Origin of the sequence: Prosthecobacter sp., from assembly GCF_014879935.1 — a bacterium.
In the GTDB taxonomy this organism is placed as follows: domain Bacteria; phylum Verrucomicrobiota; class Verrucomicrobiia; order Verrucomicrobiales; family Verrucomicrobiaceae; genus Prosthecobacter.
On the sequence record NZ_JACSRD010000146.1, the window covers coordinates 41554 to 59614 of the forward strand.

General features: G+C 61.5%; 2 protein-coding genes. One reads left to right on the top strand and one right to left on the bottom strand.

Translation table 11 applies throughout. The features are described 5' to 3' along the window. The first annotated feature begins 725 nt into the window (after positions 1-725). A complete protein-coding gene (locus IAE77_RS13535) occupies positions 726-16283 on the top strand; it encodes an autotransporter-associated beta strand repeat-containing protein (RefSeq protein WP_294227344.1) in 15558 nt (5185 codons plus the stop codon). 113 nt (positions 16284-16396) lie between these two features. Here the strand turns inward: IAE77_RS13535 and IAE77_RS13540 are convergent, their stop codons facing one another. Next, entirely contained in the window at positions 16397-17809 is a 1413-nt protein-coding gene (locus tag IAE77_RS13540) for a DUF1501 domain-containing protein (RefSeq protein WP_294227346.1), read from the bottom strand. Between the last annotated feature and the right edge of the window lie 252 nt (positions 17810-18061).

Below are 18061 nucleotides of genomic sequence, written 5' to 3' on the forward strand. Positions count from 1 at the left end.
CCCGCATGCTTCAACCGCGGTGCTTCCACCTCACGGGACAGCTTTGCGCCCGGGTTTCCTCCTGGCCGCAGAAAGCAGGTTTCCTGCGCCTTTTGATTCCCTCTGTTTGGTCCTGCTGCCTCAATCCTGCTCCTGCCATGAACACTCGTTCCTCCCTCCTGCGCTCAACCCGCGCTCTGCTTAACGCCTTGGTTGCTCGAAGCCGGCTGCTGGTCGTGCTAACTCCAGTTTTGCTGGGAACCCTTTATGCCGGCACAGCCGTTCAGTTCACGGCACCGGGCACTGTCAGGACCAATTTTACCGGGACAGTTGGGTTCACCTTCACGCCGTCTTCGTCAATTACTGTGACACATGTGGGCTTCTGGGACAACGGTGACGACGGATTGGCGGTGAGCCATCAAGTCGGCATTTGGCAAAACACTGGATTAACGCTCCTGGCATCTGAGTCAGTTCCCTCAGGCACCACCGCGCCGCTGACGGGTGGGTTCAGATATGTCGAACTTTCCTCACCTTTGGTGCTGTCTGCGGGGGTGCTCTATCGTATCGGGGCGAGCGTGGAAAGTTCTGATGGCTTTTGTCAGGATCCCACGGGGTTCACATCGGACTCTAAGGTCGGATATGCCAACAGTGCCTATGAAACAGCGCCTTTTGGCTTTCCCGGCAGCAACGCCAATCCCACCATCGGTTTTTTTGGGGTCAACTTTGTATTCGTTGCTTCCCCGACAGTGACAGGCATCACCCCAAACTCCGGTAGCACGGTGGGTGGCACGAGTGTGACAATTAGCGGCACGGAGTTGACTGGTGCGACGGCCGTGAAGTTCGGTGGCACGGATGCCCAGGCATTCACGGTTGACAGCGCCACGCAGATCACGGCTACGACACCTGCCCATGGTGTCGGAGCAGTCAGTGTTCAAGTGACGACGCCCGGCGGCACCAATGCGGCGAACACCCTGTTCACCTACGTGAACTTTGCTCCGACTGACATCGCTCTTTCGTCCTCCAGCATCGCTGAGAACAACGCGCTTGGAGCCACGGTGGGCATGCTGAGCGCCACGGATGCCGATGCTGGCCAGACGCACACCTTCAGCCTCGTGACCGGCACGGGAGACACGGACAACAGCAGTTTCGACATCACCGGCAGCACCCTGACCCTCAATGGCAGCGCCAATTATGAATCCAAGAACAGCTACAGCATCCGGGTGCAGGCCAATGATGGCAATGGCGGAACGTTTCAGAAACAGTTCACGGTAACTGTGACCGACTTGAACGAGGCGCCGGTGATCACCAGCAACGGTGGCGGGGCGGCGGACAGCGTCACTGTGGCTGAGAACACGACTGCAGTGACCACCGTGGTGGCCACGGACCCTGAGGTGCCGGCCACGCAGACGCTGACGTATTCCAAATCGGGAACGGATGCCGCATTCTTCACGATCAACAGCAGCACGGGGGTGCTCAGTTTCACCAGCGCGCCGAACTATGAAAGCCCGTCGGATGCTGGAAACAACAACGTGTACAATGTGACCGTCACGGCGACGGACAACGGCACAGGGACGCTGAGCGATTCACAAGATCTGGCGGTGACGGTGACGAATGTGAACGAGGCACCAAGCTTCGCCAAGGGCGCGGATCAGTTGCTTCCCAGCAATACGAACAGCCTGCAAACGGTGACCAACTGGGCTACGGCCATCGACGACGGCGACAGCACGGTGACTCAGGGGCTGACCTTCAACGTCAGCAACAACAACGCCGGCCTTTTCACGACGGCACCCTCCATCAGCAGCAGCGGCACGCTGACCTACACCCCCAGTGGCACCGCGGGCACGGCGACGGTGACGGTGTCCTTGACTGATGACAACACGATCAACGGCAACCCGGCGCTGACGACCGCGGACCAGACCTTCACCATCACAGTGGAGGTGGTGGCGGACTACACCGTGTCCACGGCGGGCAATGCTGTCGTGATCACTGACAACAGCGGCAACGCGGACACGCTGTCCATCAGCGAACCCAGCGCGGGGAACATCAACTTTGCCGCCACAGGCCGCACCTTCAGTGTCAACGGCGGGCTCAATCTCACGGGTGCCTCGGGCAGCCTTGCCCTCGCCGGTGTGACCAGCATCACGGTCAACGCCGGGGCGGGTGCGGATGCCATCAGTGTGGGTGCCTTCACCGGCACGCTGCCGAGCCTCACTCTGAATGGCGGCATCGGCGACGACACCGTGAATTTCAACGGCGACATTACCTTTGCTTCCGGTGCGAGCCTGGACGTGGACCTGCAGAACGACAATGTCACACCAGGCACGGACGCTGTGATTGTGGCGGCCAATGCGAACGTGATCACCGCCGGCTCGGGCACTGTGGCGGTCAAGGTCAGCAAGAACATCGCGCTGGCCAGCGGGTCGAGCTTTGAAACGGTGGATGGTGGCATCACGCTGGAGGCCAATCAGCAGGGGACGCCAACAAGTGGCGGCTTTGTGGGTGTGGATGTCAGCAACGGCCTGGTCCGTTCGACCGGCACAGGAGTGGTTTCTGTTCTGGGCAAAGGCGGCAGCACAGGGAACGACCAGATCGGTGTACGCGTGCATGCTGGCGGCGACATCATTGGCGGCACGAGCGGCACCCTGACGGTCATCGGTGCTGGTGGCGCTTCGACTGGCACGGGTAACGCGGGTGTCAATGTAAACGGCAGTGGTTCCACGATCACAGCTCTCGGTGCGCATGTGCAGGTCACGGGCACGGGTGGAGGGGGTACATATAGCATGGGACTTGACCTCTATAGCTCGCCCCAAATCACCTCAACGGGAGCGGGCAATCTCACGATCACTGGCAATGGCGGGCTCAACCCTGCTGCTGGTGCGTTCAATCATGGCATCATCATGAGCGCAACCACGTTTGCCTCGACCGGAGGCAACATCAGCGTGACCGGCAACGGTGGTTCTGGTTCAAATGCCAGCGGAGACTTCACCGGGATTCAAATGGACGACAGCACGATTACCTCAAGTGGTAGCGGCTCGGTGACGGTGAATGCCACAGCAGGAACAGCAGCAACGTCGCAAACCACCATTGGCCTGGATATCCGGTTCACCTCACAAATCACCTCCTCTGGAGGCGATGTCAGCGTCACGGGCACGGGTGGCAACACGAGTGGCTCATCGACAGGTGCGGGCGCTGGCGTGCGACTCATCGGCAATGGCACGATCACGGCGGGCGGGACGGGTTCAGTCAGTGTCACCGGCGCGGGTGTGGGGGGCTCTGCCGCTGGCCATGAAGGCATCGTGATCAATGGTTCTGGCTTGAATTCGAATCTGGCGCGCATCGGTGCCGCCAATGGCGCGACGACGTTGACCGCTACCTCGGGCAACAGCGCCAGTCATGCCTTGGTGGTCGGGAGTTCCAACGCCGGGCGTATCACCACTGGCAACAACAATCCGATCATCATCAACGCCGACAGCATTAACTTTGCTGGCTCTGCCATTGTTTCCAGCGGTACGGCCCCGACGACCATCAACACCCGCACAGCAGGCACCTTGATCAACCTCGGCGGCGCTGACGTGCTCTCAGGCAGTCCCCTCACTCTCGGACTTACGGACGCTGAACTGGATACGATCACCGCCAGCACGCTCATCATCGGCAGTGCCAGCAGCGGAAATGTGACCGTGAGCGCGGCCATCAGCCCAGCCAGCTATGCGACTTTGGACATCCAAAAAGGAGTCACCTTCTCCGCTACTGGCGGATTCGCCTCGGATGTGACTTCGATGGCCGTGTTTGAGAAGATGAAGGCCAACGGTGCCGTGGTCATCAACACCAGCGCCACGCTGACGGCGACCGCCCTCGGCGGCTATGTCCCCACCCAGTCGGATTCGTTCACGATCCTCGACAACATCTCCGCCAGCACGACGACGGGTAATTTCAGCGGCAAGTCCGAGGGCACGCTGGTCGCCATCGGTGGCACCAACCGCGCCATCACCTACACCGGGGGCACTGGCAATGATGTGGTGTTCACCTCCCTGGCACCGACGCTCACCACTCCCACCAGCACGGCACTGGCGGCTCTCACGGCCACGCTGGGCGGCAATGTCACGAGTGATGGTGGTGCCGATGTCACCGCACGGGGGGTGGTCTATTCGGTCACCACCACCAATGGCGATCCCCAGATCGGGGGGACGGGAGTCACCACGGTCACAGGGACCGGGACCACGGGCGTGTTCACCGTCGATGTCAGCAGCCTTTCAGCGAGCACCGGCTACACCTATGCCGCCTATGCTACCAATGCGGCAGGCACCAGCTACAGTGCCACAGGCACCTTCACCACGACGGGTGACTTTGCTCCCACGCCGGGTGTCCCGGTCCATTACAGCGATGTGATCGGCGGCTCAGGTCCCGTCAAGATCACGGGAGGTGGCGAACTAGTGCTCAGCGGCGCCAACACCTACACGGGAAACACGCTGGTGCAGAACGGCAAGGTGTCCATCAACTCCGTCGCCCCCGGCTCGGCTCCGCAGCCCCTCGGCCGGTCAACCGACGTGCACCTGGGCGTGGCGGGCGCCTCCTCCGGCACGCTGGTTTACACCGGCGGCGCAGGCACTTTGGACAAGCACATCAGCGCCTTGGGCAATGGCTCTGACACCATCCAGAACTCCGGCAGTGGTCTGCTCACTCTCTCTGGGACGCTCACGAAAACAGGCACCACGCTCACCTTGAAGGGCGGCGCCTCTGGCATCCGGGTGACCGGCGCGATCACGGGCAACACGGGTAGCCGGAACTCCGACCTGGTCATTGACGGTGGCACCACCACGCTGGCCAGCGCAAACACCTACAACGGCCCCACTTACATCATCAACGGCGGCACGCTGAACGCGGACGCGGTGGACGCCCTTCCCACCAGCCCGGCGCGTTCGGACATCCTGATGGACCAGACCGGCACGGGCGGCTCCACGCTGGCCCTCGGCGTCAGCCAGTCGGTATTCTCCCTCACCGGGGCTGCCACCTCCTCCCTGAACCTCAATGCGAACTCGCTGACGGTGGGGGACGCCTCCGGCAGCAGCACCTTTGCCGGCGTGATCAGCGGCGTCGGCGGCAGCCTCATCAAGGATGGGGCCAGTGAGCTGACCCTCACAGGAGCGAACACCTACACTGGTGGTACGACGGTGAGTGCCGGAACGATTGTCCTGGGCAACCAGGACGGCTTCGGCACAGGAACCGTGACCCTCGCCGACGGGGTCACATTCCGCACGGCCAATTTTGAGGGGAACAGCGCGGCGGGAGCTCTTCCGAACGACTTCGTGCTCAGTGGCGGGACGGTGAACGTGGATGTCAGCTTCGCGACCGGCAAGGACATCTGGATCAACACGTCGGTATCAGGGACTGGCGGCCTGTCAGTGTCGGGCTCAGGACGAGATCCTGGATTGATGCTCTCTGGTGCCAAGACTTTCAGTGGCGGCGTCACGATCGGCAGCGACAGCCGGGTGACGATTGATCACAACTCCTCCCTGGGAACGGGCGGCCTGCAAATCAGTGGCGGTACAGGCACCCTGCGAGTGGCTGGCAATGTTTCAGGAGTGGCCAACGACATCTCCGTCGCCAGCGGGGCGATTCTCGGCGCCGTGGTGGACAGCGGCCTGACGGGCGTGCTGTCCGGGGTGATCAGCGGCTCCGGCGGTGGTCTGACCAAGAGCGGCGATGGCACCCTGGCTCTGAGCGGAGCGAACACCTACACGGGAGACACGACGATCAGCGCGGGCACCCTTCAGATCAACAATGGCGGCTCGCTTTCCACCAGCAGCGCGATCATCAACAACGCCACCCTGACCTTCAACCGCAGCACGGACATCACGCAGGGAACGCACTTTGCCAGTGTGATCAGTGGCACCGGTGCGGTGAGGAAGTCTGGCAGCGGCATCCTCGTGCTCACGGGAGCGAACACCTACACGGGCTCCACGATCATCAGTGGAGGCACGCTGCAGATCGGCAATGGCGGCACCACCGGCTCGCTTTCCACCAGCAGTGCGATCACCAACAACGCGACTTTAGTCTTCAATCGCAGCGACACGATCACGCAGGGCGCCGACTTCAACAGTGTCATCGGTGGCAGCGGCGGGACAGTGACGCAGTCGGGCAGCGGTACGTTGGTGTTCAATGGAAACAACACCTACACGGGTGCCACGACAGTGAGCACGGGCGTGTTGAACATCCGGCACGCGAACGCTTTGGGCACGACGGCGGCGGGCACGAGCGTGACCTCTGGGGCTGCGTTGCAGATCCAGGGCGGCATCACCACCGGAGCGGAGGCCTTGACCCTGAACGGCACGGGCGTGAGTACCACCGGTGCTCTGCGCAATATCAGCGGCAACAATGACTTTGCGGGTCTGGTGACGCTGGGCAGCGCGACGCGGATCAACTCGGACTCCTCGGGTGAAACATTGACCCTGAGCAACACGGGCACGATCACCGGTACTTTTGGATTGACCGTTGGTGGCGCAGGAAACACGACGATCGCCAGCATCATTGGAACCGACAGCGGAACCCTGACCAAGGATGGCGCGGGGACGCTGACTCTCACGGCCGCGAACACTTACACGGGAACGACAACGATCAGCGCAGGCACCCTGGCCCTCAGTGGCAGCGGCCGCCTTTCCAACAGTTCCGCTGTCTCGGTTTCTGGCGGCACTTTCGACATCGGCAGCGTGAGCGACACGGTGGGAGCGGTGACCTTGGGTTCAGGCAGCATCACCGGCAGCACGGGGGTGCTGACGGGATCGAGCTACGCCGTGGCCTCCGGCAGTGTGAGCGCGATCCTGGGCGGTTCCGGAGTGGCTCTGACGAAGACGACGGCCAGCACGGTCACGCTCTCCGGAGTGAATACTTACACCGGGGCGACCACCATCAGTGCAGGCACCCTGGCCCTGAGCGGGGCGGGGGCGTTGTCCGACAGCACCGCCGTGAATCTGACCGGAGCGACCGGTGTTTTTGACATCTCCGGCATCACGGCGTCTGGCGAGACCGTCGGCTCACTGGCCGGCGTGGCCTCGTCTTCGGTGGTGATCACCGGGAAGACGCTGACCGCAGGTGGAACGAATGCCAACACGACCTTCGCCGGTGTGATCAGCGGCGTTGGCGGGGCGCTGACGAAAGCGGGGGCCGGCGAGCTCACCCTGAGCGGAGCCAACACCTACTCTGGCAACACGACGATCGATGGTGGGGCGATCTTCATCAACCATGCCACGGCGATCGGTTCCGGAGCCTTGGTGGCCGGTGCAACGGCCCGGATCGACAACACATCGGGGAGCGCCATCACTCTTTCGAACAACAACAACGTGACCCTGAGCGGTGGCAGCCTGACCTTCACCGGTTCCAATAATCTGAGCTTCGGCTCGGGCGTCCTGACCATCAGCGGCAATAACCGCACGATCACCACCGATGGAGGTGTGCTGACCTTTGGTGGCATTGATGCCGCTGGCTCCAGCCCCACGACGCGGAGCCTGACGAAGAGCGGAACGGGCACGCTGGTCATCACCGGTGCGGCTGGTGCCAATTTCCAAGGAGGATTCATCCACGATGACGGAACGCTGATCCTTGGAAACAAGGCGTCTTTGGGCACCGGGGCGCTGACGATGCAGGGAGGCATACTTCAGGCCTCCACCGACCTGGATGGGGCCAATGCGCTCACGGTTTCCGGCTGGAGCCTGGCAGCCAGTTCCAACTTCAGTGGGAACAGCAGCATCACGCTCGGAAACAGTACCGTTGGCATGGGGGCCAGCCGTTCGATTTTCAATGACATCACCGCAGGAAAGGCCCTGACACTGGGTGCCTTCGCGATTTCCAGTGACTCGACTTCGCAAACCCTGACCATCAGCGGGAGCGGGGCGACCACAGTGAATGGAGTCATCAGCAATGGCGGCACCTCGACGGGCAGCGCCCTGACCAAGAACGGAACGGGGGTGCTGACCTTGACGGCCGCCAATACGTATGCCGGTGCGACGACCATCACCGCTGGCACTCTGGCCTTGAGCGGTGCGGGTGCCCTTTCCGACAGCTCTGCGGTGAATTTGAACGGGGCTACAGCGGTGTTTGACATCTCCGGCATCACGGCTGCAAGCGAGTCCGTGGGCTCGCTGGCGGGTGTGGTGAGTTCGTCAGCGGTCCTGGGTGCCAAAACCCTGACCGCAGGCGGCAACGATGGCACCACCAGCTTTGCCGGGGTGATCAGTGGAACTGACGGCAGCCTGACCAAAGCGGGCACCGGAACCTTGACGCTGTCTGTAACGAACACGTTCACAGGCACGACGACGGTGAGCGCCGGAACGCTGTCGATCACCGGCAGCATCAATAACTCGGCCACCATTGCGGTGAATGGGGGCCTGCTTTCGACCAACGGTGCCAACAAACTGGCCGATACGGCGGCGGTGACGGTGTCAGGTGGTACTCTCACGGTGGGTGGGGCGGACACGGTTGGAACGCTGACAACCAGTGGCAGCGGCAGCACGATCGGCGGTTCGGCCACGTTGACGGCATTGACTTATGCCCTGGGTGGCACCGGCACGACCGTAACGGGCAACCTGGGAGCGGGAACGATCAACAGCAGCGGCACAGTGGCGCTGAACGGAACGGCGGCGGCGGCGACGGTGAACGTCACCGCTGGAGCGCTGACGCTGGGAGCCAGCAGCGCGATCAACAGCGCCACGGTCGTGGCCATCAGCGGTGGCAGCCTGACTCTGGGAGCCTCCAACCAGATCGGCGACGCGGCGGTGACGGTTTCCAGCACGGGCACCCTGGCCTTGGGAACCAACAGTGACACGGTCGCCTCGGTCAGCCTGACCGGGACAGGCAGCATCACCGGCAGCACCGGGGTGCTGACCAGCACGGCGGCCTACGACATGCAGGCAGGCAGCGTGAGCGCGATTTTGGGCGGCACGGCCGGGCTGAACAAGACCACGACAGGGACAGTGACCCTGAGCGGAGCGAACACCTACACCGGCACGACCCAGATCAGCGCGGGAACGCTGGCCTTGAGCGGGTCGGGTGCCCTCTCCAACAGTTCATCCGTGATCGTAACCGGCGGCACCTTCGACATCGGCTCGGTGAGTGACACGGTGGCCGGGGTGCAACTGGCATCCGGCAGCATCACCGGCACCAGCGGGGTGCTGACGAGCAGCAGCACCTACGATGTGCGTTCTGGCGATGTCAGCGCGATCCTGGGCGGCACGGTGGGACTGACCAAGACAACGACCGGTACGGTGACCCTGACGGGGGCCAACAACTACACAGGTCTGTCCGCTGTGAGCGCGGGCATTCTGAACATCCGGCATGCAACGGCTTTGGGCACCACCGCAGGCGGCACCTCGGTGAGCAATGGAGCCACCTTGCAGCTGCAGGGCGGCATCACCGTGGGAGCGGAAGCCCTGACCCTCAATGGCGGTGCCGCGAGCGGCGAGACGGGAGCCCTTGTGAATGTGAGCGGAACCAACACCTATGGTGGAGCGATCACCGTGGCGGCCAGCAGCTCGATCTCGGCAGCGACTGGATCGGAGCTCAACCTGACGGGCGGTGTGGTCAAGAATGGCACCACAGCGACCTTCAACGGCGGCGGCACCATCAACGTGGGTACGGTCGGCATCAGTGGAGCCTCGGCGAACTCGGACCTGATCATTGATGGTGTCACGGTGAATCTGAATGTGGCCAACACCTACAATGGGCCGACAATCATCCGCAACAGCGGCACGCTCAAGGCCAACGTGGTCAACGCATTGCCCACGGCCAACGGGCGCACGGCGGTCACCTTCGACGGCTCGGGGACATCGGTGCTGACGCTGGGCGCGGCGCAGTCGGTGGCGTCGTTGACCTCCGCTGGGGTAGCGACGATCACACTGGACACCAACACGCTCACGGTGGGAACCTCGGCTGGCAGCACGACCTTTGCTGGGACTATTGGCGGCACGGGCGGCCTCACGAAAGATGGAGCGAGCACGCTGGTGCTCAGCGGCAGCAACACTTACACGGGCTTGACGGACGTGCAGGCCGGGACGCTCAGCTTTGGTGCCAGCGATGTCATCGCTGACACCGCCAGCGTGAGGGTTTCGGGCGGCGCCCTGGCCGTCAGCACGTTCAGCGACACTGTGGCAGGCGTCCAATTGACGTCCGGCAGCATCACGGGGAGCAGTGGCGTGCTGACCAGCACCAGCGCCTATGACATGCAGGCTGGCAGCGTGAGTGCGATCCTGAGCGGGGCGGTGGGGCTTACAAAGACCACGACAGGCACGGTGACCCTCACTGGAGCCAACCTCTACACCGGGCTCACGACTGTGTCCGCAGGGATCCTCAACATTCAAAACGCCAGTGCCCTGGGAACGGTGGCGGCCGGGACCAGTGTGGCTTCAGGAGCCGCATTGGAACTCCAAGGCGGTATCACGACTTTGGCCGAAGCACTGACCTTGAACGGCACCGGCGTCAGCAATGGCGGCGCACTGCGCAATATCGGCGGGAATAACGATTTCGCCGGTCTGGTGACCCTGGGCGGAGCGGCGCGGGTCAACTCGGATGCTGGGACGCTGACCTTGAGCAATACAGGAGCGATCACCGGTTCTGGACTTGGATTGACAGTCGGAGGTGCGGGCAACACAACGATTAACAGCATCATCGGCACAGGCACAGGTTCATTGACCAAGGATGGCTCTGGAACACTGACTTTGACTGGTGCAAACACCTTCACAGGTGCAACCGCGATCAATGCCGGGACGTTGCAAGTGAGCGGATCGCTCGCTGCTGGCAGCAACGTGGCTGTAGCCACGGGAGGCACCCTGACGGGTGCCGGCACGGTGAACGGAAACGCGACCTTGACGGGCAATGGGGTGATCAACCTCACCAATCCAGGTGTGATCAGCGGCACCTTGGGAGTGACCGGAGGCAACTGGAACGGAGCTGGTAGTGTGACCGGTGTTGTCACCTCCAGCAGCGGCACCTTCAACATTGGCAGCGGGGCGAATTTGACCGCGACCAGCGGACTGAACGTCACCGGGGGCACCATCGCGAGCGGCAGTGGCACTAGTACCATCACGGGCAGTGTGAACTACACGAGCGCCAGTTCCAGCACCTTCAACGGTGTGATTGCTGGCAGCGGCAAGACGGTGACCATGAACAACGGCTCAGGCAGCCTGACGCTCGGTGGCAGCAACACCTATACTGGATTGACGGACGTCCAGGCTGGGACGTTGGCCTTCGGTGCCAGCAATGTCATTGCTGATACAGCCAGCGTGAAGGTCTCTGGCGGCACCCTGGCCATCGGAACACGCAGCGACACAGTGGCTGGCGTGCAATTGACCGCCGGCAGTATCACCGGAAGCAGTGGTGTCCTCACCAGTACCAGCACCTACGATGTCCAGGCCGGCAGCATCAGCGCAATCTTGGGTGGAACAGTTGGCCTGACCAAGACCACGGCGGGCACGGTCATCCTCTCAGGCACCAACACCTACACAGGGGCCACGCTCTTGAGTGCGGGCAGCCTGGTGGTCAATGGCAGCATCGGCAGCAGCAGCCTGACGACCATCGAAAGCGGTGCCACTCTGCTCGGCACGGGGACGGTCGGAGCGATCCAGCTCAACAGCGGCGGGGCGATCAATGCCGGCGGTGTTTCCTCGGCAGGCACTTTGAACACCGGCAGCATTGCCATTGTGGACGGCCAGTTGGTGTTCAACCTTGGCGGCACAGGCAGCTACGACAGCTTGAACACGACCGGGACAATCGATCTGACCGCAGGCGGCACAGGTGCACAACTGGTTCTTAACGCGATCAGTGCTTATACGGCCACGCTTAACAACGCGTTTACTCTTGTGACCAACGATTTTGCTGACAGCATCAGCGGGGCGTTTGCCAAGGGAACGTTCGGCGGCACGAAGGTGATCACCCTGAGTGGTGTGGACTATGTGGAGAATGTTCTGGGCTCAAATTATTACGGGCGCATCAACTATGCGGGCAGCTCCGCCACGCCAGCCAACCTCAGTGCTTCTGGCAATGACTTGGTGCTCAAAGTGGTGACACCGGAGATCACCATCACAGAGTCTGGCAACAACCAGACGGACGGCGGGACCTACAACTTTGGTGATGTGGACAAAGTCGTGCCAGCCGTCCCTCTCACCAAGACATTCACCATCAAGAATGACGGCGAGGTGGATCTTCTGGACATCTACGTGAACGACCCGACCGGAGCCCATGCCGGCGACTATTCGGTCAATCGCACTGGAACAGCGACCTTCCTGCCTCCAGGAGCGAGCACCACTTTCACCGTTACTTTCGACCCGAGCCGGATCGGAACGCGCACTGCTGCCATCACGATCGACAGCACCGATCTGGATGAAAACCCGTTCAATCTGGCGCTTACAGGTGTTGGATCGATCGCGCGTGATCTCAGTGAGCCTTGGACGGTGCTCTATGGGGGCGTCGATGCTCCTGCCACACGGCGTGACGGCGTGGCCATGGCGGTGGCCATCCAGCGCAGCACGACAAGGGACGAGGCGCTGGCTGTCTTCGCCACCGGCTATACGACCAATGCAAACGGCGACCGTGACATCTACACGGCCAAATATGACCCGGTGACTGGGGCGAAGTTGTGGGACCAGATCTTTGCTGGAGCGGCTGGCGGTGCTGACGAGGCGGCTGCCATAGCGGTGGATGCCAATGGGGACGTGGTAATCACAGGGTTTACGACCGTCGGCACCAGCAATACTGACGTATATATCGCGAAGTACTCCGGGGTAAACGGGGTGGCCCTCTGGGAGGACACATATGCCGGGAGCGGAGGTAGCTTTGACGAAGGCAACAGCATCGCCGTGCATTCGAGCGGCCGTGTTTTGGTAACGGGTTATGGCAGGACGTCCACCACCGGAGCAGACATGTATGTGGCAGGATACTCCCCGGCGGGCGGGCTTTTGTTCGAACGGTTGATTGATGGAGGCAGCAACGGAGACGATGTGGCTCGTAGCATCGCCGTGGACAGCGCGGGCGATGCCGCTATCGCCGGTTATGCTCGCGGATCTGGAAAAGACTTCAGAATCTACAAGGTCAACGGCTTCACAGGGGCCACTTCCTGGCAATGGAACGTCAATGGCAGCACCAACACCGATGACGAGGCTTTTTCCGTGGCATTCGACTCAACCGGTCAGGTGGCTGCCACCGGCACGGTCCGCAGCACGAATTATGATCTTTACACAGTCAAACTCACCGCCGCAGGCGGGCTTGTATGGCAGAAACAATGGAACAGTTCGTTCAATTCGTCGGATGCGGGGTATGACATCGCCGTGGATTCCTCTGGCAACGTGATCGTGGGTGGGACCAGCTATCGTGCCGCCAGCATCATGGACGGTTATGTCGTTAAGTATGCGGCTGCGAATGGAGCTTTGGTCTGGGATCGCCGTTTTAATGGATCAGTGTCAAACCAGGATGTCATCAACTCAGTCGATCTCGACGGCCTCGACAACGTGATCGCGACGGGATTTTCGTTCAATGCCATTCCGAACTCCGATGTTCTGACAGCCAAGATGTTCGCCTCCGATGGCGGGCTCGTTTGGGAGAAGCGCTACAACAGCGCTGCTAGTGGCTGGGACAACGGAGTGTCAGTGGCTGTCTCTACCGATGGAAACGTGTTTGTGGGAGGTTATGCAGGCAGTTCGAGCGGCACATCCGACTTCCTCGTCAAAAACTATCAGGCCTTGGTTCCCCCGGTCCAAAATGCTCAGACCATCGCGTTTGCTAATCCCGGCGGTCCCCGGGTGGCTGGATCAGACCTGCCGCTATCTGCCTCCGCCTCCAGTGGCCTTGCCGTGAGGTTCTCGGTGGTAAGCGGACCCGCGACACTCAACGATGGCAACAACACCTTGAGTTTCACAGGAACGGGCCCAGTGACCATCCGGGCCAGCCAGCAAGGCAATAGCACATGGGCCAAGGCGACGCCTGTGGACCAGTCATTCACCGTCATCAAGAGCAGCCAGACCATTGACTTTGCCCTTCCCTCCACCGTCCCTTACACGACCAGCACGGTGGTCCTCTCTGGGGCGGCCACGAGCAATCTGGCGGTCACCTATGCGATCGTGAGCGGCCCTGGCACGATTACAGGAGACGTGCTGTCGTTCACCGGCAGCGGAGTGGTGACAGTGAGCGCGAATCAGGCCGGGGATGCCCGCTTCAACGCCGCCACCGAGGTGCAGCGAAGCATCAATGCTTCCAATACAGCTCCAGTGATCATTCCTGCTGGCGTCCAGCAAGGGTGGCTTTTGTCTTATGCTGGAAGTGGAGCTGGCGAGGGCCGAGCCGTGGCACTGGAGGTTTCTGGGAGCAGCGCTGTGGCGTCATTTGTTGCTGGCTACACTACAGTGGGTGGCAACAAGGACATTTACCTTATGAAGTTCAATAATGATGGAACTGCAGCATGGGGGGCGCCAACGATCGTCCCTGGTTCAGGCGGCGGCGATGACGAAGCTGTGGCCGTCGCAGTTGATGCCTCTGGGAATGTGTACATCAGCGGCTATGTCACCATGGGATCCGGCAACACAGATGTCTATGTGGCCAAATTCAATGGTGGCACAGGTGCGAATGTGTGGACGCGCACCTTCGCCGGAAGCGCTGGAGGTGCCGATGCGGCAGTGGGGCTTGCGCTTGATGGTGCAAGTAACGTGATTGTCGGGGGCTACACTCGCAGCATCGCGGGCACTGGCAATGATTTCTTCGCCGCCAAGCTCTCACAAGCGGCCGGCACCACTGTCTGGACGGCCACACACAACAGCAGTGGAGCAGTCTCGGATGTGCCCAATGCCGTCGCCGTCGGCGGCAGTGGGGACGTGGCACTTGCCGGAATCGCGGGTAGCGATGCGTGGACTCTTCTCCTTCATTCGAGCACGGGGGGCATCAAATGGCAACGTCGCTATGATGCGCAGAGCAAGCCTGATGCCGTTCGGGGCGTGGTGGTGGATGCTAACAACGATGTGATCATCACCGCCTACAGCCAGGCTGCCAACTACAACATCTACACTGCGAAATACTCGCGGGTGGATGGTGATATCATTTGGGAGCAGACATACAATAGCAGCTTCAACAGCTCCGATGCGCCTTGGGCGGCAGTCCTTGACTCCAATGGCGATATCATTGTCGCCGGGACCTCTTATAGTGCCGCAAGCACGCCAGACAGCATTACTTTGAAATACAACGGTGCCTCTGGGAGCCTGGTCTGGCAGCAGCGTTACAATGGTCCTGCTAGCAAGGCCGACGAACATTTCGCGGTCGCCGTGGACGCCAATGACAATCCGGTCGTAACCGGATATTCGCTCAATAGCGACAACACTTCCGACATCTACACAGCAAAGCTCGCGAGTGGTACTGGTATGCCGATGTGGGAAACTCGCTTCAATGGAGCTGCGAACAAAAGTGACTATGGACGGGCGGTGGCTGCCGATCCGACTGGCCGAGCTTGGGTGGCAGGCTACCAGACCAATGCGTCCAATATCAAAGAGTTGCTCCATGTTAAATACCAGCCCGTCGGCGCGCCTCCGCCTCCGCTTCCGTTCCTGGCGGACGAGGACTCTGCTATGACCGCGCCTCCTCCGCCTCCGGGGCTTCAGATGTTCATGGAAGTCGAGCAGGGCGACGCAGCACAGTTCTCGGCTGGATATTTCGATGCTGAAGGTAACAACACCGTCGGATTCAGCGCCGTGTTGGATGGCCTGCCGGCAGGGGTGGTGGAGTCCGACGCGTCCGCAGGAGCCTTCGAGTGGGAACATGATACCAGCACCCTTGCTCCAGGCCCTCACGAGTTGGTAATCACGGCAACTGACTCGGCGGGTGCCAGTGCCAGCGTAAACGTCCAGATCAACGTCACGTCCAATCTCGCTGATCGAGCATGGCGCTTTGCCCACTTTGGCACCACCGCGGCAGGTGGTATTGCAGATTTCGGAGCCGACCCGGACGGCGACGGTCTGGACAACCTCGGTGAATTTGCGTTTGGACTGAACCCCCTCCAGGCTGCTGATGCTCGCCAGACCTCCCGCGTGTCGGTCGCAGACGCAGAGGGCGGGCTCCGCGCCATCTTCCGCCGTCGCAAAGATTATTCTTCGGCGGGCCTGACCTATGTGACGCAATTCTCCAGTGATCTCTCCAATTGGTTCAACAGCACGGCCATCCCGCAAGTGCTGGCCGATGACGGAACGATTGAGGAGGTGTCACTGACCTTCCCGGTCCTGCCCAATGGGCAGCAAGGCAGGTTCTTCCGCGTCGTGGTGGATTCGGAATCGTCACCGGCGCAATAATCCAGGATTCGCGCCCGGGCCATTGCGGCTCGGGCGAGGCAGTCGCTGACGTTCAACTCAGCGATTGTGTGACGGTCCGAGCACCATTGTTAGCTGTTGCACCGGCAGTTCTCTCATCCCACGATCTGCCTGATCACCTTGCACGGCTCCACGCCGGTGAGTTTGAAGTCGAGGCCAGCGGCACGGAAGGACAGCCTTTCGTGGTCCATGCCGAGCTGATGCAGGATCGTGGCGTGGATGTCGGCCACGTGGACTTCGTCTTCGATGATGTTGAAGCCCATTTCGTCGGTCGCGCCCATCGTGACGCCGCCTTTGATGCCGCCGCCGGCCATCCACATGGTGAAGGCCTGCGGATGGTGATCGCGGCCCATGCTGCGGCCGAGCGACACGCTGGCCTCGACCATCGGCGTGCGGCCAAATTCGCCGCCCCACACGACAAGCGTGCTGTCGAGCAGACCGCGTTGCTTGAGGTCTTTGACGAGCGCGGCGCTGGCCTGGTCGGTGTTCTTGCAGTTGTTGCGCACGTTGCCTTCCACGTTGCTGTGCGCGTCCCAGCCTTCGTTGTAGATGTTGATGAAGCGCACGCCGCGCTCGACCATGCGACGTGCGAGCAGGCAGGCGCGGGCAAAGGACGGCACCTTCGGATCGCAGCCATACATTTTCAGCGTGGCCTCGTCTTCCTTCGTGAGGTCCATCAGCTCTGGCGCGGAGGTTTGCAGGCGATAGGCCATCTCGTAGTTCGCGATGCGTGTGGCCGTCTCGCCATCGCCATCGAGCTTCAGTCGGCGGTGATTGAGCGAGTTGATGAGCTCGATGGTATCCTTCTGCGTGCCGGGTGTGATGCCTTCCGGCGTGCTCACATTCAAAATGGGATCGCCGGTGTTGCGGAAGCGCGTGCCGGAATACACGCTCGGCAGGAAACCGCTGCTCCAGCACGCCGCGCCGCCGCTGATGCCGCTGCCGGTGCTCATCACGACAAAGCTCGGCAGATCCCGCGTCTCCGCGCCGAGGCCGTAAGTGATCCACGAGCCCATGCTGGGCCTGCCGGGCTGCGAAAAGCCCGTGTTCATGTAAATCTGCGCCGGAGCGTGGTTGAACTGTGTCGTGCGGCAGGACTTCACGATGGCGATGTCGTCCACGATGGTCGCCAGATGCGGCAGCACCTCGGAAAGCTCCGCGCCGCACTGCCCATGCTTCGCGAACTTGAAGCGCGGCCCCAACACCGCCGCGTCCGGCCGGATGAAGGCATAACGCTGCCCGCCGATCACCGAAGGCGGCAGCGGCTTGCCTTCATACTTCGTCAGCATCGGCTTGTGATCGAACATCTCGAGCTGCGACGGCGCGCCGGCCATGAACATGTGGATGACCGCCTTCGCCTTCGGCTGAAAATGCGACGACGCGGCCACATTCGGGCTCTTCGCCGCTCCATAAGCCGATTCCGCCAGCAACGAAGCCAGCGCGATCTTGCCCGTGCCGACGGCGCAATCCTGGAAGAAGTGTCTGCGGGTGATGTTGGGGGTGTTCATGGGGTTTGAAATGTTGATTTGAACCAGTGCTCCATCGATTCGCGCCGTTCAGTCGATACGTTAGACCATCTTGTTTCGGGCCCGAGACGCAACGAGCCTGCAATGGTCATGATATGGCTAAACCATTCGGGATATGTCCACTCTCTGGGCACTGGTGAATGAAGCCTTCTCAGTTTGGGATTCCAATGCACATCAGCTGCCTCCCGATAAATCATCGGAAAGGACTGTGATCGTGGGCACAAGTAGAGCTTC

What these genes read in the sequence shown, in the direction of transcription:
- IAE77_RS13540 (WP_294227346.1), bottom strand. Translation starts at nt 17,809, where the DNA reads ATGAACACCCCCAACATCACCCGCAGACACTTCTTCCAGGATTGCGCC.